Source organism: Streptomyces calvus, assembly GCF_006782915.1.
Taxonomy (GTDB): domain Bacteria; phylum Actinomycetota; class Actinomycetes; order Streptomycetales; family Streptomycetaceae; genus Streptomyces; species Streptomyces calvus.
In genome coordinates this window covers 72,621-97,092 of the sequence record NZ_VCNP01000004.1, presented here as the reverse complement: position 1 = coordinate 97,092, position 24,472 = coordinate 72,621, and the positions used below count along the sequence as shown (strand labels likewise).

Annotated in this window: 24 protein-coding genes; 9 read left to right on the top strand and 15 right to left on the bottom strand. The window is 72.4% G+C overall.

Annotated elements, in window-relative coordinates; all coding sequences use genetic code 11:
- Positions 1-51 precede the first annotated feature (51 nt).
- Positions 52-777 carry an aspartate/glutamate racemase family protein gene (locus tag FGW31_RS00910; protein ID WP_142191340.1) on the bottom strand — a complete coding sequence of 242 codons (726 nt, stop codon included), beginning with the start codon at positions 775-777 and terminating at the stop codon, positions 52-54.
- A gap of 26 nt (positions 778-803) precedes the next feature.
- Positions 804-2,291, bottom strand: coding sequence for an NCS1 family nucleobase:cation symporter-1 (locus FGW31_RS00905; protein ID WP_142191339.1), 1,488 nt, complete (start codon positions 2,289-2,291; stop codon positions 804-806).
- A gap of 312 nt (positions 2,292-2,603) precedes the next feature.
- On the opposite strand from FGW31_RS00905, the gene FGW31_RS00900 reads away from it, so the two are divergent.
- From FGW31_RS00900 to FGW31_RS00890, 3 genes are all read left to right on the top strand, one after another.
- Entirely contained in the window at positions 2,604-3,377 is a 774-nt protein-coding gene (locus FGW31_RS00900; RefSeq protein WP_142191338.1) for an SDR family oxidoreductase, read from the top strand.
- Between the two features lie 63 nt (positions 3,378-3,440).
- Entirely contained in the window at positions 3,441-3,761 is a 321-nt protein-coding gene (locus FGW31_RS00895; protein WP_142191337.1) for a nuclear transport factor 2 family protein, read from the top strand.
- Between the two features lie 4 nt (positions 3,762-3,765).
- On the top strand, positions 3,766-4,680 hold the full coding sequence (locus tag FGW31_RS00890; protein WP_233452308.1) for a MerR family transcriptional regulator: 915 nt from the start codon (positions 3,766-3,768) through the stop codon (positions 4,678-4,680).
- A gap of 59 nt (positions 4,681-4,739) precedes the next feature.
- Here FGW31_RS00890 and FGW31_RS00885 read toward each other — a convergent pair whose 3' ends face one another.
- Positions 4,740-6,260, bottom strand: coding sequence for an alpha/beta hydrolase (locus FGW31_RS00885; RefSeq protein WP_142191336.1), 1,521 nt, complete (start codon positions 6,258-6,260; stop codon positions 4,740-4,742).
- A gap of 124 nt (positions 6,261-6,384) precedes the next feature.
- Here FGW31_RS00885 and FGW31_RS00880 point away from each other — a divergent pair, with 124 nt between their 5' ends.
- Positions 6,385-7,329 carry a helix-turn-helix domain-containing protein gene (locus FGW31_RS00880; RefSeq protein WP_142191335.1) on the top strand — a complete coding sequence of 315 codons (945 nt, stop codon included), beginning with the start codon at positions 6,385-6,387 and terminating at the stop codon, positions 7,327-7,329.
- Between the two features lie 469 nt (positions 7,330-7,798).
- Here FGW31_RS00880 and FGW31_RS00875 read toward each other — a convergent pair whose 3' ends face one another.
- Positions 7,799-8,368: an ATP-binding protein gene (locus tag FGW31_RS00875; RefSeq protein WP_142191438.1), complete on the bottom strand. Its 570-nt coding sequence runs from the start codon at positions 8,366-8,368 to the stop codon at positions 7,799-7,801.
- A 268-nt stretch (positions 8,369-8,636) separates the two neighbouring features.
- Here FGW31_RS00875 and FGW31_RS00870 point away from each other — a divergent pair, with 268 nt between their 5' ends.
- Both FGW31_RS00870 and FGW31_RS00865 read left to right on the top strand, forming a co-directional pair.
- On the top strand, positions 8,637-9,512 hold the full coding sequence (locus tag FGW31_RS00870) for a helix-turn-helix domain-containing protein (RefSeq protein WP_142191334.1): 876 nt from the start codon (positions 8,637-8,639) through the stop codon (positions 9,510-9,512).
- Positions 9,513-9,600: 88 nt separating this feature from the next.
- A complete protein-coding gene (locus tag FGW31_RS00865; RefSeq protein WP_142191333.1) occupies positions 9,601-10,416 on the top strand; it encodes an SAM-dependent methyltransferase in 816 nt (271 codons plus the stop codon).
- Positions 10,417-10,456: 40 nt separating this feature from the next.
- Here the strand turns inward: FGW31_RS00865 and FGW31_RS00860 are convergent, their stop codons facing one another.
- Entirely contained in the window at positions 10,457-11,383 is a 927-nt protein-coding gene (locus FGW31_RS00860; RefSeq protein WP_142191332.1) for a GNAT family N-acetyltransferase, read from the bottom strand.
- 273 nt (positions 11,384-11,656) lie between these two features.
- Between FGW31_RS00860 and FGW31_RS00855 the strand changes: the two genes are divergently transcribed.
- Complete coding sequence (locus FGW31_RS00855) at positions 11,657-12,238, top strand: DinB family protein (protein WP_142191437.1); 582 nt, start codon at positions 11,657-11,659, stop codon at positions 12,236-12,238.
- Between the two features lie 83 nt (positions 12,239-12,321).
- On the opposite strand, the gene FGW31_RS00850 is transcribed toward FGW31_RS00855, so the two are convergent.
- The 10 genes from FGW31_RS00850 to FGW31_RS00800 all read right to left on the bottom strand — a co-directional run bounded on the left by FGW31_RS00850 (position 12,322) and on the right by FGW31_RS00800 (position 21,604).
- Positions 12,322-13,122: an enoyl-CoA hydratase/isomerase family protein gene (locus tag FGW31_RS00850; protein ID WP_142191331.1), complete on the bottom strand. Its 801-nt coding sequence runs from the start codon at positions 13,120-13,122 to the stop codon at positions 12,322-12,324.
- A complete protein-coding gene (locus tag FGW31_RS00845; RefSeq protein ID WP_142191330.1) occupies positions 13,119-14,381 on the bottom strand; it encodes a cytochrome P450 in 1,263 nt (420 codons plus the stop codon). Before FGW31_RS00845 ends, FGW31_RS00850 begins: the two co-directional genes overlap by 4 nt.
- Positions 14,382-14,487: 106 nt before the next feature.
- Positions 14,488-15,789 (bottom strand): cytochrome P450 family protein, encoded by a 1,302-nt coding sequence (locus FGW31_RS00840; RefSeq protein ID WP_142191329.1) that lies wholly within the window; start codon positions 15,787-15,789, stop codon positions 14,488-14,490.
- Positions 15,790-15,890: 101 nt separating this feature from the next.
- Complete coding sequence (locus tag FGW31_RS00835) at positions 15,891-16,493, bottom strand: GTP-binding protein (protein ID WP_142191328.1); 603 nt, start codon at positions 16,491-16,493, stop codon at positions 15,891-15,893.
- A complete protein-coding gene (locus FGW31_RS00830; protein WP_142191327.1) occupies positions 16,468-16,842 on the bottom strand; it encodes a DUF742 domain-containing protein in 375 nt (124 codons plus the stop codon). Before FGW31_RS00830 ends, FGW31_RS00835 begins: the two co-directional genes overlap by 26 nt.
- A complete protein-coding gene (locus FGW31_RS00825; RefSeq protein ID WP_142191326.1) occupies positions 16,839-17,240 on the bottom strand; it encodes a roadblock/LC7 domain-containing protein in 402 nt (133 codons plus the stop codon). Before FGW31_RS00825 ends, FGW31_RS00830 begins: the two co-directional genes overlap by 4 nt.
- Complete coding sequence (locus FGW31_RS00820; RefSeq protein ID WP_182674807.1) at positions 17,237-18,445, bottom strand: sensor histidine kinase; 1,209 nt, start codon at positions 18,443-18,445, stop codon at positions 17,237-17,239. Before FGW31_RS00820 ends, FGW31_RS00825 begins: the two co-directional genes overlap by 4 nt.
- 440 nt (positions 18,446-18,885) lie before the next feature.
- The gene (locus FGW31_RS00810) at positions 18,886-20,091 is read right to left on the bottom strand and encodes a serine hydrolase domain-containing protein (protein ID WP_142191324.1); all 1,206 of its coding nucleotides are present in this window, start codon (positions 20,089-20,091) and stop codon (positions 18,886-18,888) included.
- Between the two features lie 302 nt (positions 20,092-20,393).
- Positions 20,394-20,960, bottom strand: coding sequence for a dynein light intermediate chain family protein (locus FGW31_RS00805; RefSeq protein WP_142191323.1), 567 nt, complete (start codon positions 20,958-20,960; stop codon positions 20,394-20,396).
- 128 nt (positions 20,961-21,088) lie between these two features.
- A complete protein-coding gene (locus FGW31_RS00800; RefSeq protein ID WP_142191322.1) occupies positions 21,089-21,604 on the bottom strand; it encodes a nucleotide triphosphate diphosphatase NUDT15 in 516 nt (171 codons plus the stop codon).
- Positions 21,605-21,769: 165 nt separating this feature from the next.
- Here FGW31_RS00800 and FGW31_RS00795 point away from each other — a divergent pair, with 165 nt between their 5' ends.
- On the top strand, positions 21,770-23,296 hold the full coding sequence (locus FGW31_RS00795; protein ID WP_142191321.1) for a PTS transporter subunit EIIC: 1,527 nt from the start codon (positions 21,770-21,772) through the stop codon (positions 23,294-23,296).
- A 288-nt stretch (positions 23,297-23,584) separates the two neighbouring features.
- Positions 23,585-24,463: an endonuclease/exonuclease/phosphatase family protein gene (locus FGW31_RS00790; RefSeq protein WP_142191320.1), complete on the top strand. Its 879-nt coding sequence runs from the start codon at positions 23,585-23,587 to the stop codon at positions 24,461-24,463.
- Positions 24,464-24,472 lie beyond the last annotated feature (9 nt).

Here is a 24,472-nt window from a genome sequence, read left to right as displayed (position 1 = left end):
GCGCGGCCACCGGGCCGGCCGCCGACCGGGGCGAGGGAGCGCGCGAGAGCGTCAGCCGGTGTGCCAAGGCCAGTTGAGGATCTGCTTGGGCCGCGGTCGCGCGTACGTGCGCACCTTGGACGTGGACAGGCCGAGGCGGACCAGGGACTCGGCGATCGTCACGGCGGCGGCCACCCCGTCGACGACGGGAACGCCCGTCCGTTCCACCACGCGTTCGGCGAGGCCGGCCATGCCTCCGCAGCCCAGGCAGATCACCTCCGCCCGGTCCTCCTCCACCGCCCGGGCGGCCTGTTCGGTGATGGCGTCCACGGCGGCCTGCTCGTCCTGTTCCAGTTCGAGCACGGCGAGCCCGCTGGCGCGCACGGAGGCGCACCTGGCGCTCAGTCCGGCAACGGCCAGCCGTTCCTCGATGAGCGGAACCGTACGGTCGAGCGTGGTGACGACGGAGTAGCTGCGGCCGAGGAACTGGGCGGTGCTCGCCGCTGCTTCGGTGATGTCGACGACGGGCACGTCGAGCAGCTCCTGCAGCCCTTCCCGGCCGTGTTCGCCGTATCCGGCCTGGATCACCGCGTCGAACGGCTCGGAGTGGGCGCGGACGGTCTCCATGACGGCGACCGCGGCGAGGTAGCTCTCGTAGTTGCCCTCGACGGACTCCGCGCCGAAGAGGGGGGTCAGCGGGACGATCTCGGTGCCCGGCGAGGCCGCGTCGGCCGCCTGCTTGCCGATCGCGTCGGTGATGGACTGGGTGGTGTTGACGTTGACCACGAGGATGCGCATGAAGTGGGGTCTCCTGCTGGGTCGGGCTATTCCGCGGTGACGGCGATGGCCTCGCCGTCCACGTCGTGCACCGGCGCGGCACGGTCGGCGATGGCCGCGTACATCACGGCGGCGACGATCGCGCCGATGAACCAGGAGAACCCGGCCGCGGCGTGGAAGAAGGGCACCAGAGCGACGACGACGGCGATCGCGGCGCTGGGGACGAAGGCGGCGACGGCCCGCGGGTTGTAGCCGCGGCGGTAGTGGTACTCCGCGTTCGTGTCCTCGGTGTAGAGGGCGGGCACGTTCACGCGGGACTTCCGCAGCAACCAGTAGTCGGCCATGATCACGCCGAAGAGGGGGCCGAGCAGGGCGCCGAGCCCGCCGAGGAAGTAGTTCACGACGACCGGGCTGTCGTACAGGTTCCAGGGTGTGATCACCAGGCCCAGGACCGCGCTGACCAGACCCGCACGGCGGAAGTCGAGCCGGTGCGGGAAGAGGTCGACCAGGGCGTAGATCGGTGCCACGAAGTTGGCCAGCAGGTTCACCGCCACCGTCAGCGCTATGAGGGCGAGCGAGGCGAGGGTCAGCAGGAACATGTTGGGGATGGTCCGGACGATGTCCGTGGGACTGGTGATGACGCGCCCGTCGAGGCTGAACTGGGCTCCGCTGAGGACCGCCACGATGCCGGCGAAGAAGAGCATGTTCACCGGAATGCCGATCACGTTGCCGCGGACGATGGAGCTGCGGCTCTTCGCGGACCGCGTGAAGTCGCAGAAGTTCAGTACGAACGTCCCGTAGATCACCACCCACAGCGCGGCGGCCTGCAGGATCTGCAGCCACATCGCGCCGCCGGTGAGCGGGGCCCCGTTGGACAGGGAGATCGAGCCGTCCGCGCGGACGAACATCCACACCGCGAGGGCGCACATGGTGATCAGGGTGGTGGGTGCGGCGAAGGCCATGTACCGGCGGATCATCTGCATCCCGTAGCTGACGATCAGCACCTGCAGGGCCCACAGGACCATGAAGGTGATCCAGCCGAGCGTCGACTGGCCGAGCACGGAGTTCGTGTCCAGCGCGCTCAGCTCGGGGAACATGGCCACCAGGAGGGCGCTCAGGACCACCGAGGCGAGATAGGTCTGGATACCAAACCAGGCGATAGCGACGATGCCTCGGACGGCGGCCGGTATTTTCGCCCCCTTGATGCCGAACGCGATGCGGCTCATGACGGGGAACGGAACACCCGTCTTGTGCCCCATGAATCCGGACAGGGTCAGCAGGAGGAAGAGCAGGACGGACGCGAGCGCGAAGGCGGCCAGGATGCCCCACACGTTCAGCCCGAGCGCGAACAGGCCGATGGCGAACGCATAGTTGCCGAGACTGTGCACGTCGTTGGCCCAGAGCGTGAAGACGTTGTAGGCGCCCCAGCGGCGCCCTGTTCTCTTCGTCGGGGCCAGGTCGTACGTGTACAGGCCGGCGCTGGTGCCGGTGTCGCCGGTCTCGACGGACGAGCGGCGGTCTTCCAGGGCAGTCATGCAGGACTCCTGGGATCGGGACGCAGGGAAGGGGGAAGGGGAAGTGGGGAGTTCCGTAATGCGGAAGCGGGATTTCGTAAACCAGAACGTAGTTTTCGCGAAACGGCACCGTCAAGGGGTGTGCAGAAAAATGGCATACCATTTGCCGCCCGTCCAGGGTCCGCCCATCCGCCCGCACGGGCACCGCGCGGCCCGACGGAGCCACCCGGCCACACCGACACCCGCCCAGGCGTTGCCCGGCTCCACGGTCGCGGTATGCGTTCGGCCGCGCGGACTTGAGCCTCTCCCCGGGGGAGAGTCCACGGTGGCGTCATGAACAGCAACGATCTCGACGGACGCCTCGCCGTGGTGGCGGGCGGCAGCAAGGGAACCGGGCTGGCGACGGCGAGCCGGCTCCGAGACGCCGGGGCGCGGGTCGTCACCATCGCCCGTACGCCGCCGGAGACGGCCGACCCGCTCTTCGTCCGCGCCGACCTGAGCTCCCCCGAGGGCGCCGCGTCCGCGGCCGCGGCGGTGGCCGGGCTCGTCGGCGTGCCGGACATCCTGGTGCACGTCGTGGGCGGCTCCAGCGCTCCGGCCGGCGGGTACGCGGTGCTCGACGACGACCTGTGGGCGCGGGAGCTGGCGCTCAACCTGTTCCCCGCGGTCCGCCTGGACCGCGCCCTGGTCCCCGCGATGGCGGCCCGCGGGTCGGGCGCCGTGGTGCACGTGACCTCCGTCCAGCGCCGGATGCCGCTGCACGACTCGACACTGGCGTACGCCGCCGCCAAGAGTGCCCTGGCCACCTACAGCAAAGGGCTCGCGAACGAGGTCGCGCCCGCCGGTGTCCGGGTCAACGCGGTCGCGCCCGGCTTCATCCGCACCGACGGTGCCGAACACCTCCTCGCACGCCGGATGAGCGAGGGCGGCATCACCCGGCAGGCCGCGCTCGACGAGTTGATGCGCGTCCTCGGCGGCATCCCGCTGGGACGGCCCGCGGAGCCGGAAGAGGTGGCGGAGGTGATCGCCTTCCTGGCCTCGGACCGGGCGAGCGCGATCACCGGCGCCGAGCACGTGGTCGACGGCGGCACCATCCGCACTCTTTGAACCCGCTGAAACCTCCACGCCCTCTGCGCCACGTTTCCCTCACCACGACACAGGATGAAGAGCATGAAGAACGCCCAGGAGTTCGCCGAGGAGTACTTCGCCGCGGCGACGGACACCGACCAGGAGCGCTACGCCGCGCTGTTCGGTGACGGTGCCGTCGTCCACGACGACGGCCGCAGCCACCAGGGGATCGCGGCGGTGCGCCGCTGGCGCGCCGAGGTCCCGTCCGTGCGCTACGGCCTGCGCGAGGTCACCGGCACGGCCACCGCCTGCCAGGCCGTCGCGGAGGTCTCCGGCGCCTTTCCCGGCAGTCCGGTCACCCTCCGCTTCACCTTCGAACGCGACACACAGGGGAAGATCACCCTGCTGGACATCACACCCTGAAACCGTGACCCGGCCGGGACCGGACACGTACGACGACGAGGAGGACCGCGTGAGCGAGCGACTGACGATCGGGGAGTTCTCCCGCGTCACGCACCTGAGCATCCGCACGCTCCGCCGCTACCACGAGCAGGACCTGCTCGTCCCCGCGGAGGTGGACCCGGCCACCGGCTACCGCTACTACGCGCCCGCGCAGGTCCGGCCCGCACTGACGATCAAACGGTTCCGCGACCTCGACCTCCCGCTGGCGGACCTCCGGCGCTTCCTGCAGGCCGAGTCCGCCGGCGGTGGCGAGGCGGGCCGCGCCGCGGCGCAACAGGTCGTCGCAAGCCACCTCCGCCGCCTCGAGGACCGGCTCGGCCGCACCCAGCGGGCCGTCGAGGCGCTCCGTGAACTCCTCGACCCGGCGGCGGAGCGGACCGTCGGCGTCGAGGTCCTCCCGCCCCAGCGGGTCCTCGCCGTGTCCCTCGACGTGCCCCACGGAGCCGACCTGAGCTGGTACGACGCCGCGATGCGCGACCTGGACGCAGCGGCCGGCCGGCGCCCGGTGCTCCCGCCGGGCGGCCGGTACGAGCACGAACTGTTCACCGAGGGCCACGGCCGCGCCACCGTCTACCTCCCCGCCGAGGCGCCGCTGCCGCCGGACGCACCGGCCACCGTGCGCGAGGTCCATCTGCCGGAGCGGACCGCCGCCGTCGCCACCCACGCCGGCCCCCACGACGATCTCGACCTCACCTACGCCGCCGTGGGCTCCTTCGCCGCCCGGAACGGCCTGCGCCCGCAGAACCTCGTCGAGGAGGTCTACCTCGTCGGGCCGCGCGACACCGGCCGGCCCGACCGCTGGCGCACCCTCGTCGCGTGGCTGATCACCCCCGGCACCGGCCGATCGCCCGCGTCGAGCACGGTGCCGCCGGAGCCGTGACCCCGCCACCGCCGTGTCCGGCGGCGGCCTCGGGGCTTCGGCCACGGCGCGCGGTGGACTCAGCCCGCCAGGTGGGTCGCCACCGAGCGCATCGCGTGGCGCAGGGCCGGGCCGACCTCCTCGGGCGCGTCGAGGGTCTCGAAGCCGTGGTGGCCGTTCGGGACGTCGACCAGCTCCAGGCGCGCGCCGCAGTCCTCGGCCGCGGTCACGAATGCCTCCACGGTGGCGGCGATCTCGGCTGTCTCCCGGCCCGCACGGAGGAGGACGACGGGCAGGGCACCCGCGTGCGCGACCGCCCGGACCGGATGGAACCGGCTGCCGGCCAGCCCCCAGTTGGGCAGCGGCGCCAGGATCGGGTAGGAGGCGGCCAGGCAGCGCAGCCAGGCCGGGGGCTTCGTCAGCCAGTCCGCGGTGAGCAGGCCGGCACCGGAGAAGAACCACAGGGCGACCCGGTCGGCGTCCACCCGGGGATCGGCCCGCACCAGTTCCACCGCGGCGGTGACGTCCGCGGCGGCGCGCCCGTAGTCGCCGACGTCGTGCAGCCGGTGGTCGAGGGTCACGCCGACCAGGCCCGCGGCGGCCGCCAGGCGGGCGTACCCCACCAGGGTCGGCCAGTCGCGCGGCGTGGGCCGGGCCCCGGCGGGCACCGGACCGCCGTGCACGAACACCACGGCCGGCCGCGGGCCCTCCGCTTCGGGGACGTACAGGTCGACATGTGCCCTGCGGTCCCTGGGCAGCTCGGGCACGTCGATCGGGAACGGGCGCAGATGGGCGGGCGGCGCGCCGCCGTCGGCCGGCCGCAGACGGTGCCCCTCGCCGGCCGCGGCCCGCAGCAGGACGTCCGCCAGTTCGGCGGGGCACGACAGCATCGGCCAGTGCCCGGTGGGCAGTTCGAAGAAGGTGACCCGGGGGTCGGCCAGGGCCGCCGACACGGGGTCGCCGAAGTCGACGAGCCGCTGCACCAGGTCGATGCCGACGCCGTTGCCGGTGCACAGCACCCCGGTGGTGGGCACCGCGGCCACCGCTCCGGTCAGCCGCAGCGGCTGGAGCAGGGTGCCCAGCGGCTGCGGCGCGGCCAGGGCGGTGAGCCGGTCCAGCGCCGCGTCGGAAACGCCGGCGGTACTGCCCCAGCGCTGCCACACGTCACGATCCGGCGGCGCCAACTCGCCGTCCGTCTCACCCCGGTCGGCGCGCTCGGCCAGATGCGCGCGCACGGCCTGGTCCGGTACGGCGGCCAGCGCCGGGAGGCCGTTCTGCGGCATCCCGCAGTCCAGGTACACGACGCGGGCGATGCGCTGCGGACGCCGGTCGGCGGCGCCGAGCACCGGATGGATGCCGTAGTCGTGGCCGACGAGCACGATCCCCCGGCCGGACACCGCGTCCACCGCGTCGATCGCCGCGATCACGTCCGCGATGTGCGTCTCCAGATCGACGCGGGCCGACGCGGCGGGGCGGCCCGCGTCGACTCCGGTGAGCCGGACCGCGTGCACCTCACTGCCCGCCGCGGTCAGCCGCGCGGCCGTCTCCTGCCACACATGGGCGCCGGTGAACACGCCCGCCACCATGATGAATACGGTCATGGCCCTCTCCTCGGGTCCGTCGCACGACGTCGCGCCGGTCGCGTACGCCGTGGCCCGCGCACCGGGGCGTAGGCCCGGCCCGCGTGCGCCGGTACCGTAGGAACTCCCCCGGAGGGAGGTTCAACTGTCCACGTCGCGCGAGGTCTTCTGGAGCATCGGCGAGCTGGCCGAGCGTGCGGGTGTCACCGTGAAGAGCGTCCGCTTCTACTCCGACCGGGGCCTGCTGCCCGAGGCGTCCCGTACCGGCGGCGGGCACCGCCGCTACGGCCCCGAGGCGCTGGAGCAGCTGCGGCTGATCCGCTCCCTGCGCGCCCTCGACCTGCCACTGCCCGAGGTGCAGCGCGTCCTCGAGGACGACGACGCGGCGGGCCGTGTGCTGGAGGACGCCGTCGCGGGCCGGCTGCGCGAGCTGGGCAGCGAGCTGAGGGCGCTCCGCTGGCGGGAGGCGGCGCTGCGACTGGTGCGGGAGTCCCCGTCCGCGGAGCGGGCCGACCGGCTGCGGCTGCTCGGCGCGGTGAGCACCCCGCCGGACACGGCACCGCTGGCCCGGTTCTGGCGTGCCTGGCTGCCGCCGCGGATGCCGGCCCGGGAGACGGCGGCGTTCCTGGAGGTGGCCGTTCCGCAACCGCCCGACGAGCCGGACCCGGCGCAGGTGCTCGCCTTCGCCCGGCTGCACGCGATGACGACGGCTCCCTGCCCGCCCGGCCGGCAGCCCCAGCCGGAGGTGCACCGGGTGGCCGGGGCCCGCGGTGCGGCCCTGCTGTACGCGGGCCTCGCCGAGGCGTACGAACTCGCGGGCCCGCAGCTGCGCCGGGCACGGGAGCCGTACCCGGGTGAGGCGCTGGACGCCTACGTGGCGGCGTACGCGAGCGCCTACGGCACCCCGGACAGCCGGGAGTTCCGCCGCCTGCTGGCCGGGCGGCTCGCGGCCGAGCCGCGGCTGGACCGGTACTGGGAGCTGACGGCCGTGGTGCTCACGCCGCCGGGCGGCCGGCCGGAGCCGACCCCGGGTGCCGCGGACGACTGGCTGCGTGCGGCGCTGGAGCGGGAGAACGCCGAAGCGGCGTAGACCGCGTGCAGGAAGCCGCGGCTCGCGGACGGCGAGAGGACGCTGCGGTCCGGCGTCGAGCGCCACCGTGCCGATGTCCGCCCGGTCAGCCCACGCGGACCGTGCGGATCGGCCCGTCGCCACGGCCGGTCGTCAACCCCGCGTCACGAATCCGCAGGGGCCGCCCGGACCTCTTCAGCGGAAGCGGACGCCCTGCCCGTCAGGGCAGGCGTCGAACCGGTCGGCCCGCCCTGCGCACCCCGACGCCGTCATCACGCCGCGCCGGAACCAGGCCGGCCGGCACGCCGACCGCGCCGCGGCCGACCGCACCGGGCCGGGGACGCTCCGGCGCGGTCGGCGCGAAGCGGCGGAGGGACGTCCGGCGCCGTGGCGCCACGGACGAACGGTCACACCGTGGGACCACGACAGGGCGGTCGGTGTCGTGGGACCACGGTGGGATGGTCGGTGTCGTGGGACCACGGCGGGATGGTCAGCGTCGTGGGCCCACGGTCCCACGGGACGGGGGATTGAGTTCGAGTTCGGCCCAGACCACCCGTCCCGGTCTGCCCGGTGTGTGGCTGACCGCCCAGTCACTGCTGAGCGCGTCGACCAGGAGCAGTCCGCGGCCGTTCTGGTCGTCGGGGCCGGGCCGGCGCAGCAGGGGCAGTTCGGGGCTGCGGGCCTGGTCCTCCACCTCGATGCGCACCCGGTCCGCGGTCACCCGCACCCGGCACACGATCCGGTCGCCGGCCGAGTGCGTGAGCGCGTTGGTGACCAGTTCCGAGGTCACGATGACAGCGTTGTCGCATATGTCGGTCCCGGCACCCCGCGCGGCGAGCAGTTCCCGCACACCGTCACGTGCGGTGCGTACGGAGGCCGGGGACGCCGACAGGTCGAACGCACGGGTCTCACGCGGCGCGTGGGCGACGGGGGGCCCGGAGGCGAGACGGCCGAGGCCGTCCGGCTGGGGGAGTGGAGCCGTTCGCTCGCCTCCGGGCGTTCTTGGGGAGGGCTCGTTCCTGGCGGGGTGCAGCGGGCTGGGTAAAGGGAGCCGAGCCATCTCCGTGGGCCTTTCGTCATGCCTGCGCACCTGGGGGGTCCGTCGTGCACCGGACGGGGTCAGCCGACCGGTTCTCTGCGGCCCTTGATCGGGACCGGGGGACGGTGGGAACACTCTGGCACCGGTCAACCGCAGCTCGCAACCGGCAAGTTGAAAATTGCATTCGACTGCGTGCATGCTGCTTGCGACGACAAGTGATCGCATGTGTTCGTGCCGAGTGCACACATGAGACGGTGAGCGCGGAACACCCGATGCGAGGGAGCGAGGCGTGACCGCGGAGACCGACTGGGGCGGTGCCCCTTCCGTCCTGCGCATGATCCTCGGCAGACAACTCGAGGAGTTGCGCAGCCGCGCCGGCCTGACCTACCAGGAGGCCGGGGCGGCGATCGGCGTCAGCCACTCCACGATCCGCCGGATGGAGGCCGCCAAGGTGGCCCGGCTCCGGCTGGCGGACGCCGAGAAACTGCTCCGGGTCTACGGAGTGACGGACGAGCAGGAGATCGACACCTTCCTGAAGTCCGTCCGCGAGGCCAACAAGCGTGGCTGGTGGCACACCTACCGCGACGTCATGCCGGACTGGTTCGCCGCCTACCTCAGCCTGGAGCAGGCTGCCCTGCAGATCCGCGCCTACGAGAGCCAGTTCGTGCACGGCCTGCTGCAGACCAGGGAGTACGCGCGTGCCCTGCTGACCGCCGCCAACCCGCACGCCCCGGCCGAGGCCACCGAACGCCGGGTGGCGCTGCGGATGCGCCGGCAGGAACTGCTCGCCCGTGACACACCGCCGCGGGTGTGGGTGGTGATGGACGAGACGGTGCTGCGGTGGCCGGTCGGCGGCACGGACGTGATGCGCGCCCAGATCGACCACCTCATCGAGGTGCAGCGGCTGCCCCAGGTGACGCTGCAGATCATGCCGTTCACCAACGGCCCGCACCCGGCGATGCGCGCCGGCGCCTTCCAGCTCTTCCGCTTCCGGGCACGCGAACTGCCCGACGTCGTCTACCTCGACGGCCTGGTGGGTGCCGTCTACCTCGACAAGGGCGACGACGTGGTGGTGTACCGGGAAACCCTCGACCGGGTGAGCGCCCAGGCGACGCCCACGAGGAGGACCGAAGCGGTTCTCGAACGGATCCGCAAGGACCTCTGAGGCGGCCGCCGCCGAGCCCCCGACCCGGGTGGGGCGGCGCACCCGCCGAGCCCCGACCCAGCTCCCCGACCTGCGAAGGAGACACGAAGTGCCCGAGACGGGATGGTCGGCCGACCGCATCGACACCGAGAACGCGCACTCCGCGCGGATCTACGACTACATCCTCGGCGGCAAGGACTACTACCCGGCGGACCGCGAGGCCGGCGACGCGATGGCCCGCGAGTGGCCCGCGCTGCCCGTCCACATGCGGGCCAACCGGGACTGGATGAACCGGGCGGTGCGCTGGCTCGCCGAGGAGGCGGGGATGCGCCAGTTCCTCGACATCGGCACCGGCATCCCCACCTCTCCGAACCTGCACGAGATCGCCCAGTCGGTGGCCCCCGAATCCCGCGTGGTCTACGTCGACAACGACCCGATCGTCCTCACCCTCTCCCAGGGCCTGCTGTCCAGCACACCCGAGGGCCGGACGGCGTACATCGAGGCCGACTTCCGTGACCCGGCGAGCATCCTGGACGCCCCCGAGCTGCGGGAGACCCTCGACCTCGACCGGCCGGTGGCGCTGACCGTCATCGCCATCGTCCACTTCGTGCTGGACGAGGACGACGCCGTCGGCATCGTGCGGCGCCTGCTGGAGCCGCTGCCCCCGGGCAGCCACCTGGCGATGTCCATCGGGACGGCGGAGTTCGCCCCCGAGGAGATCGGGCGGGTGGCGCGCGAGTACGCCGCGCGCAACATGCCGATGCGGCTGCGCACCCTCGACGAGGCCCACGCGTTCTTCGAGGGTCTGGAGCTGGTCGAGCCGGGCATCGTCCAGGTGCACAAGTGGCACCCGGACGGCACCGGCGAACAGGGCATCCGCGACGCGGACATCGGGATGTACGGGGCGGTCGCCCGCAAGCCGTAGCGCTCCGCGCAGGGGCCCCGGGCGGGTCCCGGCGGCACCGTCACCTCACCACCGTCTCCCAGGTGTCCACGGCGTAGTGCACCGTCATCCCGTGGCGCTCGTACAGCCGGGGCGCGCCCGTGGAGTTCTCCGTGTCCACGCCGAGCCCGACGGTGTCCCGCCCCCGCGCCGCGAAGGCCGCGAACGCGTGCCGCAGCAGGAAGCCGCCCAGTCCCCGGCCCCGCGCCGCGGGCAGGACGCCGACGCTGCGGATCCACCCCATGGCCTCGCGGTCGTCGCGCGCGAGCAGGAAACCGGCATCACCCAGGTCGTCGGTGGCGACGATCCACACCAGGGACCAGTCCAGGCCCTCGGCACCGATGTCGTGCAGCCACGCGTCGAAGGTGCGCGGCTGGAAGTCGAAGTGCCGGGCGAAGGAGGCCTGGTACAGCTCGTGCACGCGCGAGCGGTCCGCCCGCGTCGCGCAGCTGCGCACCGTGACGCCGGCCGGGACCTCCGGCAGTCGGTCCCGTGCCGGGTCCAGGGGGCGGTGCAGCACGTGGTAGCGGCGCACCACCCGCCAGTCGCGGGCGTACAGCACAGCGGTGTCGAGGGTCGGCGCCGCATTGAGGTGCAGATGCACCACCGCCCGCGCCGCCCCGTTCTCCCGGGCCTTCTCCAGCGCCCGGTCCTCCATCGCCGCCAGCATCCGGGCGGCGGCCTCCTGGTGTTCCGGCAGCACGTACTGGTCGATGTCGATGCGCTCGCCGCCGGACTCGTCCCACAGCAGCCCGTACGCCACCGGCCGGCCGCCGTCGGACATCAGCCAGGAGTCACGGTCCAGATCGATCCCGGGACGCTTGAGGTCGGCCTCGACGGTGTGCAGATCGGTCTCGGGCCGGCCGATCTCGATCTCGTCGACCCGGTTGAGCAGGTCGGTGACGGCGGGGGCGTCGGTGAGTGCGACGGGACGCAGTGAGGAGGACACGAGGACCAAGAGTCGGGGCACGGGCCGCGCGGCGCAACGGCTTTTCCCGCCCGCGGGAGCCGGCCCGGCGCAACAGCGCCCGCCAAGTGCGCGAAAAGATCGCGGAGTTCTTGCGAGCCGACGGCCGCGCTGTCGCCGGCGGACCCACCGGCTGAGGCGGGCCGGGACGAGCCGGTCCGCCGATCCTGCCGATAGAGGACAGGATCCGACCTACTTCCCTGCGACGGTTCTCCCGTGTCCGACAACGACTACGAACAGAGGGACCCGATCACCGTGACCGTCACCACCACCACCGACCGCCCCGTCCTCGACGAGGAGCGGGCCGACCTGCTCGCCGCGCTCGCCGCCGTGCGCAAGGCCATCACCGACGCGACCCGCGGGCTGAGCGACGAACAGGCCGCCGCACGCCCGACCGTGAGCGCACTGTGCCTGGGCGGGCTGGTCAAGCACGTCACGGCCGTCGAGGACAACTGGCTGCGCTTCGTGACCGACGGCCCGTCGGCGATGCGCTACGACCTGCCCGACGGCGTCACCTGGGCCGACCTGCTGGCCGGCACCGCGCGGGAGATCCCGCAGTGGGCAGCCGACCACGGGAACAGCTTCGTCATGCAGCCCGGCGAGACCCTGGCCGGAATCGTCGCACGCTACGAGGAGGTCGCCGCCCGCACCGACGAGATCGTCGCCGCCGTGCCCGACCTGTCCGCCACCTGGCCGCTGCCGGAGGCACCCTGGCACGAGCCGGGCGGCGTGTACAGCGTCCGCCGGGTGCTGACCCACGTCATCGCCGAGACCGCCCAGCACGCGGGCCACGCCGACATCCTGCGCGAGACGCTCGACGGGCACACGGCCACCTGACCGGCGCCGCTGCCGCCCGACACGCACGGGCCGGCCGGGGCCCCGGCACCTGCTGGTGCGGACGCCCCGGCCGGCCCGGGTGGTCAGCGCGCCGTACGCGCGCGGTGCTGCTCGGTGAGGACCGCCGCCATCAACTCCGGGTCCAGAGCGGAGACGTCGGCGAGGCGCGTCGAGGCGGTGAAGGAGTTCAGCAGGGCCTTGGTGACGCGCAGGGCGGCGGCCGGCCGACGCAGGACGGGCTTCGCCCAGTCGGTGACGGCCGCGTCCAGGGCGTCCTCGGGCACGACCCGCTGCAGGACCGACAGGGTGCGGGCCTCCTCGGCGTCGAAGACCCGTCCGGTGAGGACGATGTCGCGCACCCGCGCGGCACCGGCCTCGCTGATGAGCCGGGGCAGCAGCCCGCCCCAGGCGGTGGGCAGCCCGAGGGCGAGTTCGGGCAGGCGGAACGTCGCCGTGTCGGCGCCCACCCGCAGATCGCAGGCGAGCGCGAGGGCCAGTCCGGCGCCGATGGCGCGGCCCTGGACGCGGGCGATGGTGACGGCCGGGTTGGCGGTGAGCGCGTCGCACACCCGCCGTGCCCTGGTCCCGGAGGCGCGGACGCCGCCGCCGGTGGGGTCGTGGGCGAGGTGCTCGGCGAACTCGCCGCGGTCGCCGCCGAGACAGAAGTCGTCACCGGCCGCGGACAGCACCAGGACCCGCACCTGCGGATCCTGCTCGTCCAGGACGGTGAGGAGGTCGTCCAGCATGGCGTCGGTGACGGCGTTGCCCTGCTCGGGAACGTTCAGCTCGACGGTGAGGAGAGGACCCTGCCGGTGGGTGCGCAGGGTCTTGAGTATTCGCTCGGCGGCGGGTTCGGGGGCTTCGGCGAGGCGCAGGGCGTTCATGTCGTGACCTTCAGGGAGGTGATGCGGCGGAAGACGACCCGGGAGGTGTCGTACGTGGGGGGCGCGGTGGGACGCAGCGTGGGGAAGCGTTCCAGCACCTGGCCGAGCAGTTCGCGGGCCTCCAGCCGGGCGAGGGCCGCACCGAGGCAGTAGTGGGCGCCGCCGCCGAAGGTGAGGTGGCCGCCGCCGCGCCGGATGTCGAAGACCTCCGGGTCGGGGTTGCGGCGCGGGTCGTGGGCGGCGGCCCCGTACAGCACGTGGACGGTGGTGTCCTTGGCGACGGGGGTGCCGGCCAGGACGGTGTCCTCGGCGGCGACACGGGAGTTGAGCCAGACGGGCGGGTCGTAGCGCAGCGTCTCCTCGACGGCGTCGTCGATGTGCTGCGGGTGCGCGCGCAGCCAGGCGGCGCGGGAGGGGTCCTGGGTGAGGAACCACACGGCGTTGGTCAGCAGTACCGCCGAGGTCTCCAGCGAGGCGATGGTGATGAACATCGTCAGGTCGTAGATCACCTGGTCCGCCGCGGCCCGGTCGTCGGGGTACTGGGCGTCCCAGTAGTGGATCCAGCCGGTGAGGACATCGTTGCCAGGGTGGGCCCGCCGGTGCCGGATCAGCTCGGTGAAGTAGGCCCGCATCTCCAGGGTGGCCTGCGCCGACACGGCGAGTTCGCTCTTGGTGGGCAGCAGTTCCTGCGCGTAGACCTGACGGTGGGTGAAGTCCAGGATGTGCGCGTAGTCCTCGGGCGGCAGGCCGAGCCACCGGCCGACGGTCCGCACCGGGAGCCGTTCGCCGACCGTACGGACGAAGTCGGCCTCGCCGTCGCGCAGCTCCTCGGCGAGGTCGTCAAGGAGCTCCGAGACCAGGGCGGCGATACCGGGACGCAGCGCCTCCAGCGTGCCGCGGTCGAACGGATTGCCCAGGGCGCGCCGCTGGCAGGTGTGGGTGGGCGCGTTGAGACGGATCAGGGTACGGGTCATCTCCTGGGTGGCGGGTGCCTGCCAGCGCTCCGGGTCCGGCTGGCGCTCCTGCCAGGCGAAGTCCGGCACCAGCCAGTTCCTGCCGCGCAGGACCTGGCTGCATGCCTCGAACCCGGTGACGAAGTAACCACCCCAGGGGGCACGTACGACGTCCCCCAGGGCGCGCATCTCCTCCCACACGGGGAGGGGATTGGCGTGGCCTTCGCCGGAACGCAGTCGGCGGAGGAGGGCAATGACGGCTCGGCGGTCGGTGGTGGTGCCGCGTATGTCGCCAACGGCGGTCACGCAGAGCTCCTTTGACTGGGCGCTACCGATCGATACCGCCGGAACCTACCCTTCTCACCTCCTGTGTCATGCGCCCCTGTGTGTTGCTCCCGTCACATGCCGTGCATCAGACACGGAATATGTCCAGGAAACTGCTCCAGAAGCCCTTCTTGCGCGACGGCTCCTGCCGCGACGGCGTGGCCGCCTCCGCCGGGAGCGGCTGCTGCGCGCCTCCGGCAGCGGCCCGGTTCTGCAGCGCCGCGGCCATGCGGGTGGCCGGCATGGGGCTGAAGGTCACGGGCAGCGCGACCAGGGCCCGGTGGAACGGCCCGGGACGCCACTCGAGCTGGTCCCCGGGCACGGCCAGGGTCAGGTCGGGCAACGCGTTGAGCAGCCGTTCGATCGCCGTGGTCGCGATGACCTGCGCCGGGTCCTTGGCGGGGCAGGCGTGCGGGCCGGCCCCCCACGCCAGGTGCGCGCCCTTGCTGTGGGTGCGGCGGGCCTCGGCCAGCGCCGGGTCGCTGTTGGCTCCCGCGAAGGAGATCACGACCGGCGTGTTGGCCTCCACCACGTAGCCGCCCAGGTCCACGTCCTGCACCGGGTAGTGGGTGGCGTAGTTGGCGATCGGCGTCTGGTTCCACAGCACGTGATCGAGGGCCTCCTCGATCAGCATGCCGCTCTGCCGGCCGCCCGCGCCGGACAGCAGCAGCAACAGGGCGTTGCCGATGAGGTTGCGCTCGGGCTCCACGCCCGCGCCCATCAGCATCACCAGCTGGTCCTTGAGCTCCTCGTCGGTGAGCCCGGCCGGGTGCTGGATCAGCCACGAGGTGACGTCGTCACCGGGCTGGCGCCGCTTGAGGGCGATCAGCTCCATGAGGCAGGAGGTGAGGTCCTCGTTCGCGCGCAGCGCGTCCTTGCCGTCGAAGATCGCCGACATGGAGGTGGTGAGCGTGTCACCGATGTCCGCCGGGCAGCCGAACAGCTTGTTGAACAGCAGCAGCGGCAGCAGCTTGGCGTAGTCGTTGAGGAGGTCGGCGCGGCCCCGCTCGCTGAACTGGTCGAGGAGGTAGTCGGCGATCGGCTCGACGTCACGCCGGATCCGGGTGATGTTGAGCTGGGCCAGACTGTCGACCACCGCCTTGCGCAGCCGCAGGTGCACCGCACCGTCGGTGAACAGGCAGTTGGGCCGGTACGCCATCATCGGCAGCACCGGGTTGTCCATGGCGATGCGGCCCTCGTTGAGCGCCTTCCAGCGGCGGGCGTCACGGGCGAACAGCTCGGTGTTCTGCAGCACGCGCAGCGCCGTCTCGTGCCCCACGACCAGCGTGGCGTCCGCGCCGGGGGCGAGTTCGACGGGACCGGCCGGGGCGTGGGCGCGCAGCCGGTCGTAGACCTGCTGCGGGTCGGCGGCGAACGTCGCGTCGTGCATGGGGCATCTGCTGACGGTCGCCGCAGAGGTGGGTTGAGGATCCATGAAGTCTTCCTTAGTGATCCGGGAACGGCCGTTCCCGGGCCGGGGGCGCGTGGCGGTCAGGCCGCACGTTCGAGCAGATGTCTCACCAGGGCGATCAGCGCCCGGGCGGAGGACTGCTGGTCGCGGGCGTCGCAGTAGACGACCGGGGTGTCCGGGAGCAGGTCGAGCGCCTCGCGCACCTCCGCCTCGCTGTAGGTGGCAGCGGGGTCGAAGCAGTTGACGGCGATGGCGTATTCGAGGCCGTAACGCTCGATGAGGTCGATGACGGGGAAGGTTTCCTCCAGCCGCGCGGGGTCGACCAGGAGCAGCGCTCCGAGCGCGCCGCGCGCCATGTCCTCCCACAGCTGCATGAAGCGCTGCTGTCCCGGGGTGCCGAACAGGTACAGCACCAGGTCGTCGCTGAGGGTGAGGCGGCCGAAGTCCAGGGCGACCGTGGTGGTGGTCTTGTCCGCCACGCCCCGGAGGTCGTCGACGTGGACGGACGCCTGGGTCATCTTCTCCTCGGTGCGCAGCGGAGTGATCTCCGACAGCGAGCCGATGAAGGTCGTCTTGCCCACGGCGAAATGCCCGACGACCAGGATCTTGGCGGCGTTGGTCACCGCGCTGGAGACGTAGATGGACTTCTGGGCCGTCTCAGCCGATGAGGGATTGGAGTCCATGCAGAACCTTCTCGAGGGTCGCTCTGTCAACGTTCTGGGCCCGGGGCGGCTCGGCCCGGCGCAGCAGGTGCCCCTGTTCCGATAAATCGGTGAGCAGCAGCCGGGCCACGCCGACGGGCAGGCCGAGGTGGCCCGCCACCTCGGCGACCGACAGGTAGCCACCCGCGCACAGCTCCCAGATCGCCCGCACCTCGGGTCCGGCTCCCAGCGGAAGCGTCCGCTCGGGAGCCAGGGTCACCAAGGTGTGCAGCGCCAGTTCGTCGGACGACGGCAGGCTCCGGCCGCCCGTGATGACGTAGGAGCGGACGAAGTCACTGGTGACGGGTGCTTCCTCGCCTGGCGTGGTCATACGCCGACACCGTTGTCCGAGCGCGGCGCCACACTCATCGCCTTGCTCAGCGCGACCACCGTCTTCTGCATCCGGAACGACATGGCCTCCATGTCGACGTCCAGTGCCGCCGAGACGGCGAGGTAGGCGCCCTGTCCGGCGGCGATCAGGAAGATCCAGCCGCCGTCGTACTCGAGGAGGGTCTGCTTCCAGATGCCGTGCCCCGCCCCGACGAAGCCGGCGACCGCCCGGCTGAGGGACTGCATGGAACTCATCGCGGCGGCGTTGGTCTCCGCGTCGTCGCGTGAGATGTCGTCCGAACGCTGCAGCAGCAGGCCGTCACCCGACACGAGGACCGCGTGGCGGGCACCACGCACCTCGAGCACGTCGTTCAGCACCCACGACAGGTCGGTGTTCACTGGTGGTCAGGTCCTTCCGTGGTGTTGGTCCGCCCGAGCTGGGTGCCGCGCGCGAACGCACCGAGGCGCGACGCGGTCACCTCGCCGGCCGACTCGGTCGTCTGCGCGTCAAAACCGGTCGTCTCCTCCGGGGCCGGCACCACCGCGATGGGCCCCTGGCGCCGACGGCGCTTGGGCAGCCCGCCGGTGGTCGTGCCCACCACGTGGGAGGGACCCACGGGTACGGGAGCCAGCCGGTGCGGCGTGCTCTCCTGCTCCTGGGCCGCGGGTTCCCGGGCCGGTTCGACGGGGGCGACGGCGTCGGCCGTCAGGAGCTCTTCCGGTACACGGATCACAGCACGCACTCCGCCGTAGGGGGACACCGAGCCGACGGAGACGGTGAATCCGTAGCGCGCCGCGAGCATGCCGCACACCGCGAATCCGAACCGGGGCGGGTCGCCCAGACTGGTGATGTCGACCGGGCCGTCCGCGGACAGCAGGGCCGCAGCACGGTCCTTGGTCTCCTGGTCCATGCCGAGGCCGGCGTCGTCGACGATGAAGCACACGCCCGTCGGCACGGACTGGATGTTGACCTCCACCGGTGTGCCCGGTGCGCTGTACGTCGTCGCGTTGTCCAGCAGCTCGGCCAGGACCACCGCCACCGGCTCGACGGCCTTGCTGGAGACGGCGACGCTGACCTGCGCGTGGATGCCCACCCGGTTGAAGTCCTTGATGCGGCCCTGCGCACTGCGCGCCACGTCGTAGACGGTGGCGACGCCCTCGCGCCGGCCCAGCCATCCGCCGCAGAGCACCGAGATGCCCTTGGCGCGGCGGCTGAACTGGCTGCCGGTGTGGTCCACCGACATCAGGTCGGCGAGCACCTCGGTGTCGTCGCCGTACTTCTTCAGCAGCCCGTCCAGCAGCAGCTGCTGCTCCTCGGCGAGCGACTGGAGGGTGCCCATCGCGGACTTCAGCACGGCCTTGGTGGCCGACTCGGCGTCCGCCCGCACGTCGGCGAGGTCACCGCGGTGCTGGGAGTCCAGGGTGGCGATGTGCCCCTGGAGTTGGTCGACGCGGCCCTGGGCCTGGGCCAGTCCCGTCTCCAGGTCCTTCTTTGTTCTTCGGAGCGCCAGGTTGGTTCTCCGGGCCCGCAGCACTGCGAAGACCGCAGCGACGAGCACCACAAGCAAGATCCACAACAGTGGATCCCCGATCAATGACGTCATGAGACTCTCTTCAAGTCGCATCGCGCCGGGAGCGCGGAAGGTTCGCCTGTCCGTCGGACAGGCCCGGCCGTCGAGCGGCGCGGACCCATGGGCGGGCCTAGCCTCAACTCCTCAGCGATGGGGCCTTAGAGACTGTCCCCCGTACGCGTTCATGACGCGCCGCCAGCCTACTGAAAGTTCGATGATCTTAACAGCTCGTCAGCTGCAACACGCCTGGAGTCGAAGGTACTTGACTACTCTCACCAGACCCACACACCCGGGCGCGTTCCGGGCCTCACGGGGCCCGCCGGGCAACAGGCAATACACCAACTGCCGTGCCCGTTCGCCCAGCTGACGGGCAGGTGGCGGGCGCGCGGACTGCCGTTCATCCCGCCGTCATGCTCCGGTCCGGGTGCGGGCCCGGCGGCTTCCGACCGGGCCGCCGGGCCACAGCCGGGCGGTCAGTCGCGGGCGATCCCGGGAGCGATGTCCTCGGTGGCGGACGGCACGGACCCGGTACGGCCGGCGGCAGCCGCACCGGAGCCGCAGAAGGAGGCCTCCAGAGTGCGTCCGAGGGTGGTGTTCACCGTCCCGTTGTTGGAGGTGTTCGCCAGCGACGTCATGCTGCGGGTGCCGTCGCGGGTGGTGAACGCGTAGGTGTAGTAGCCCTGGACGGTGCCGGTGTGACCGTAGACGGTGGTGCCGCAGGAGAGCTGCCTGCCGCGCAGGCCCAGTCCGTACGACTGCTTGCCGTCCGCGGTGACCGGGACCATGGTGGTCATGTCCCGCAACTGCCGCTCGGGCAGGAGACCGCCGGACAGCAGCGCGGAGAAGAAGCGGTTCAGGTCGGCCGCGTCGGAGATGACCGCTCCTGCGGACTGCGCCCAGGAGACGGTCTGTTCGGTGGAGTCGACCAGCGGCAGCGTGGTGTCGTCCGGACGCAGGTAACCGCGGGCGTGGGAGCCGGTGATGGTGGTCCGCGGGTGGACGTAGGAGGTGTTCTCCAGCTGCAGGGGCTCGAGGATGCGCTCCCGGTAGTGCGTGGCGACGGGCGTGCCGGTGACGTGCTCGATGAGCTGCCCGAGCACCACGAAGTTGGTGTTGGAGTAGCTGTAGGCGGCGCCCGGTGCGTGGTTGAGAGGGTGCGCGGTGGACAGGTCGATCAGCTCCTGGTGGCTGAAGACCTTGGTGCGCACCGCCTCGAAGCCCGGGACGGTGTGCTGGAACATGTCGTTGGTGTAGTCGTACAGCCCGCTGCGGTGACTGAGCAGGTGCCGCACCGTGATGCGGTCGTCCGGCAGCGGTCGGGGCAGGTACCGGCCGGCCGGCGCGTCCAGGTCGACGCGTCCCTCGGCGACGAGCTGGAGCAGCACCACCGCGGTGAACGTCTTGGTGACGCTGCCCGCGCGGAACCGGCGGCCGGTGTCCATGGGCGTGTGGGCGGCGGTGTCGGCCTCCCCGGTGGCGACGCGGTGGCTGGTGCCTCCCTCGTCGATCCTGGTGAGTGCTCCGGGAGCGCCCTGTTCCAGCGCCGTCCTGTGCACCGCGCGCACCGCGGCGGTGTCCGGGGTGGGCAGGGAGGTGCCGTCCGCGAGGGCCGGAGTGGCCGCCAGGGTGACGAGCAGGGTGGAACCGGCGAGCACCGTGCTCACGTGTGTGATCCGCATCCGCATCCGCATCTCTCGGGTGGAGAACTGGAAGGCGTCCCGGGGCCCGGACACTCACCCGGACCGGCCCCGTGCGCCGGGGCGGCCGGGGCTCGGCCCACTGCCTGTCGTGCGGTCGCGCGGTCGCGCGGTCGTCGGACGAGGATCGGTCACCGGCGGCCGGAGGGGCGCCGACGGCATCGTAGTGCACCAGCCGCACCGTATCTGTCACATCGTCAGATCATGGTGCGTGCCGGTGAATCCGGCCGGTTCCGGGTGCGGCACGGGGTACGGTGTGCCCGGTCGTCGCACCGTTCGGGGAATCACCTGCGGGGCGAACCGGTGGAGGTCCGGGAGCGCTTGGCGCGGTAGAGGCCCCGGCCGGTCCGGTCGACGCGCGAGGTGCCGACGAGCCGGTCCAGGGTGCTGCGGACCGCGTTGATGGACCCGCTGTCGGTGTCGCGGCCGAGCGCCGCGGCGACGTCACGGGCCCGCACATCGGTGTCGCCCGTCGTGGCGAGGTACTCCAGTACCTGCTCGGTGAGCCTGCCGTAGGTGCGCGGGCCGTCGCCGGCACCTGCGGGCGCCCGCCCGCCAGGACGGCCCGCGGGCCGGGGCACCCGCACCGCCGTCCCGGTCACGCCGCCGGCCGGCGTGGCGGGCGGCTCGGTCACCTGTGGTGCCGGTACGGAGGCCGCCGGGGTGGCGGCCGGAACGCGCATCAGGGCCTCGAAGGCCCCGAGCGCCCGCCTCACGGAGCTCAAGTGGGCCGCGACGGCGGCCAGTTCCCGCTCCAGCGCCTGCTTCTGCGTCTCCAGGCGGACCAGGTCCCGCTGCAGGCTCTCCGCGGTGATCTCGACGTCATGTGCCGCGCGGGATACGGAAACCATGTGTTCCTCTCGTCCTCCGCCCCTCCACACCGCACGCATCCTATCGCCGCCACGTGTCACCGTCGTCGCGTACATGACGGACGCGGGCGGCCGCGTGGCGGGCTCACACGGTGTCAGCGGGAACCGTGTCACCGAAGTCGTGTCGGTGGGCCCGGCGGTGTCCCGTCCACCCGGTAGTGACGCACCCCGGACGCCCCGCGCGCGACCGCCTCCGGCCACAGGCAGTCCAGGACCGACGCGGACGGCGCGAACAGCGCCGACGGCACCGACTCCCGCGTGAACCACTCCCAGCGAACGATCTTGTCCGGCTCGGTCACCCGGGGCACGCCGGTCGCCGACCCGGTGACGGCGGCCGCCGTCACCCGGGTCAGGCCGTGCACGCCGTCGACGAGCACCGCCAGCACCCGTACGGCGGCCGGAAGCACCGTGAGTCCCGTCTCCTCCGCCAACTCCCGCGCCGCGGCCGTCTCGAAGTCCTCGCCGGCGTCCACCTTGCCGCCGGGCAGTTCCCACCGGCCGTCGTGGCCGAGGCCGAGCAGCACGCGGCCGGCGGGGTCGAGGACGGCCAGGCCGACACCGGTCAGGCCGTGCGCGGCGGGGCGGGCTCGTTCCGGGCGCTCGGCGCCGTGTTCACCTGTGTCCACCCGCCCATTGTGCCGACCTCCGAACCGCGTGGCCGCGGCGCCTCCCACGGACCCTTGACGTGTCCGGGCGTCGAAAATATCTTTCAGCCGCAAGGAGGAGAAGCGAAAGAAAATTTCGAGCAGGGTCCCGCCAGTCCCCACCTCACAGCAAGGCCTGACCGCACCATGAGCGAAGAGAACAAGCACCACGCCACCGCCGCCGCGATCCTCCCCCTGGTCGGAGGAGCCCGGAACGTGACGTCGGTGGCCCACTGCATGACCCGGCTGAGACTGGGGCTGCGCGACAGATCACTCGTCCAGGACGAGCGGCTCAAGGCGCTCCCGGCGGTCCTGGGCGTCGTCGAGGACGACACCTACCAGATCGTGCTGGGACCGGGAACGGTGGCGCGGGTCACCCCGGAGTTCGAGGCGCTGGTCAGGGCGGCGGACACCGGGTCCGAGCCGGACGGTCCGGACCACGGCTCGGACGCCGTGACGGCGGAGTCGCTGGCCGCGCAGGGCGCCGCGCTCCGGGCGGAACGGAAGGCGAGGAACGCCACACCGTTCAAGCTCTTCCTGCGCCGGATCGCCAACATCTTCGTACCGCTGATCCCCGCGCTCATCGGCTGCGGCATCATCGCGGGCCTGAACGGCCTCCTGGTCAACCTGCACTGGCTCCCGGGCGTCACCCCCGCCCTGGCCGCCATGGCCTCCGGGTTCATGGCGCTGATCGCCGTGTTCGTCGGCCTCAACACGGCGAAGGAGTTCGGCGGCACGCCGGTCCTCGGCGGAGCCGTCGCGTCGATCATCGTCTACGCCGGTGTGGCCGACGTCGAGGCGTTCGGCCAGCAGCTCTCCCCGGGGCAGGGCGGTGTGCTGGGCGCGCTGGGCGCCGCATGGCTCGGCGTGTACGTGGAGAAGTGGTGCCGCCGCTGGGTGCCCGAGTCCGTCGACGTCCTGGTGACTCCGACGGTCACCGTGCTGGTGGCCGGGCTGGCCACCCTGTTCGGTCTGATGTTCCTCGCCGGTGAGGTGTCCACCCTGATCGGTGACGCCGCCGACTGGCTCCTCTCGCACGGTGGCGCGGGCGCCGGATTCCTCCTCGGCGGGCTGTTCCTGCCCCTGGTGATGCTGGGCCTGCACCAGGCCCTGATCCCCATTCACACCACGCTGATCGAGGGGGCCGGCTTCACGGTGCTGCTGCCGATCCTCGCGATGGCGGGCGCGGGCCAGGTCGGCGCGGCGATCGCCATCTACTTCCGGCTCTCCCGCAACACCTCGGTGCGCACCACCATCAGGTCCGCGCTCTGGCCCGGCCTCCTCGGCGTCGGCGAGCCCCTCATCTACGGCGTGTCCCTGCCGTTGGGCCGTCCGTTCGTCACGGCCTGCGCGGGCGGAGCCTTCGGCGGCGCGTTCGTCGGTCTCTTCAACCAGCTGGGCACGGACGTGGGTTCCACCGCGATCGGTCCCTCCGGCTGGGCGCTCTTCCCGCTGCTCGACGGAAGTCACGGGATGGGACGGACGATCGCCGTCTACGCGGCCGGCCTCGTCGTCGGCTATGCGGCGGGCTTCCTCGCCACCTACTACTTCGGCTTCACCAAGGCCATGCTCACCGAGCTCAACGCCGCGCCCGCGGACCCGGCGGACCCGAAGGCCGCGGACCCGGCGGACCCGAAGGCCGCCGAGAAGGCACGGGCCGACGAGAAGGTCTGACGGGCCCTCGGCCCGCAGCCCCGATCGCCGCCGGGGACGGCGGTCCGCCGGTACGGCGTCCGTCGGCACCGCAGCACCCGCCGGGCACCGCGGCACCCGCCGGCACTGCCCGTCGCGGGCACGGAACCTCGAACTCCCGGCCGCCGCACGGGCTTCGGCGTCGCGCGGACGAACGGCCCGTGAACGGCCGTACCCGGCCGCCGTGTTGGCCGGGAGCCGGGAGTACGCGGATGTCTCCTGGAACAGATTGCACTGGCGCCGGTCCACTTCCACCTGACTGGAGAAGGCATGAAGCCCAGATACGGACGTGCCGTCCGCAGTACCCGTGTCGCCGCGGTCCTCGCCGCGGCCCTGCTCGCCACGGCGGCCCCGGCGACAGCGGCGGGCGCCGGCACCCCGGGGGACCGCGGCCGGGCGGTCCCGCTGCGGGTGGCGACGTACAACATCCATGCGGGCGCCGGCCAGGACCAGGTCTTCGACCTCGACCGCACGGCCGCGGCGCTGCGCGATCTGGACGCCGACGTGATCGGGCTCCAGGAGGTCGACGTGCACTGGGGCGCGCGCAGCGACTTCGTCGACGAGGCACGGGCGCTCGCCGGGAAACTGGACATGCGGGTCTTCTTCGCGCCCATCTACGACCTGGACCCGGCCACCCCGGGCGGTGAGCGCCGGCAGTACGGGGTCGCCGTACTGAGCCGCCACCCCGTGCTCGACGCCGAGAACCACGAGATCACCCGGCTGTCCACCCAGACGTCCGATCCGGTGCCCGTCCTGACGCCCGGCTTCGCCGAAGTGGTGGTCAACGTGCGGGGCGCGCGGGTGCACGTGTACTCGACGCACCTGGACTACCGGTCGGACCCGTCGGTGCGCGAGGCGCAGGTGGCGGACATGCTGGACGTGCTCGCCGCCGATCGCGGACCGAAGGTCCTGGTCGGCGACTTCAACGCGGAGCCGACGGCTCCCGAGCTGGCGCCGCTGTGGACGAAGCTGCGGGACGCCGCTCCCGGCGGGGGCGGGACGTACCCGGCGCTCGACCCGGTCAAGCGCATCGACCTGGTGACCGTCTCGCCGGGCGTCACCGTCTCCGGTGCCCGGACGGTGGCGAGCACGGCCTCGGACCACCGTCCGGTCGTCGCGGACCTGCTGCTGCACCGCCGCGGTCGCTGAACGGGGCCC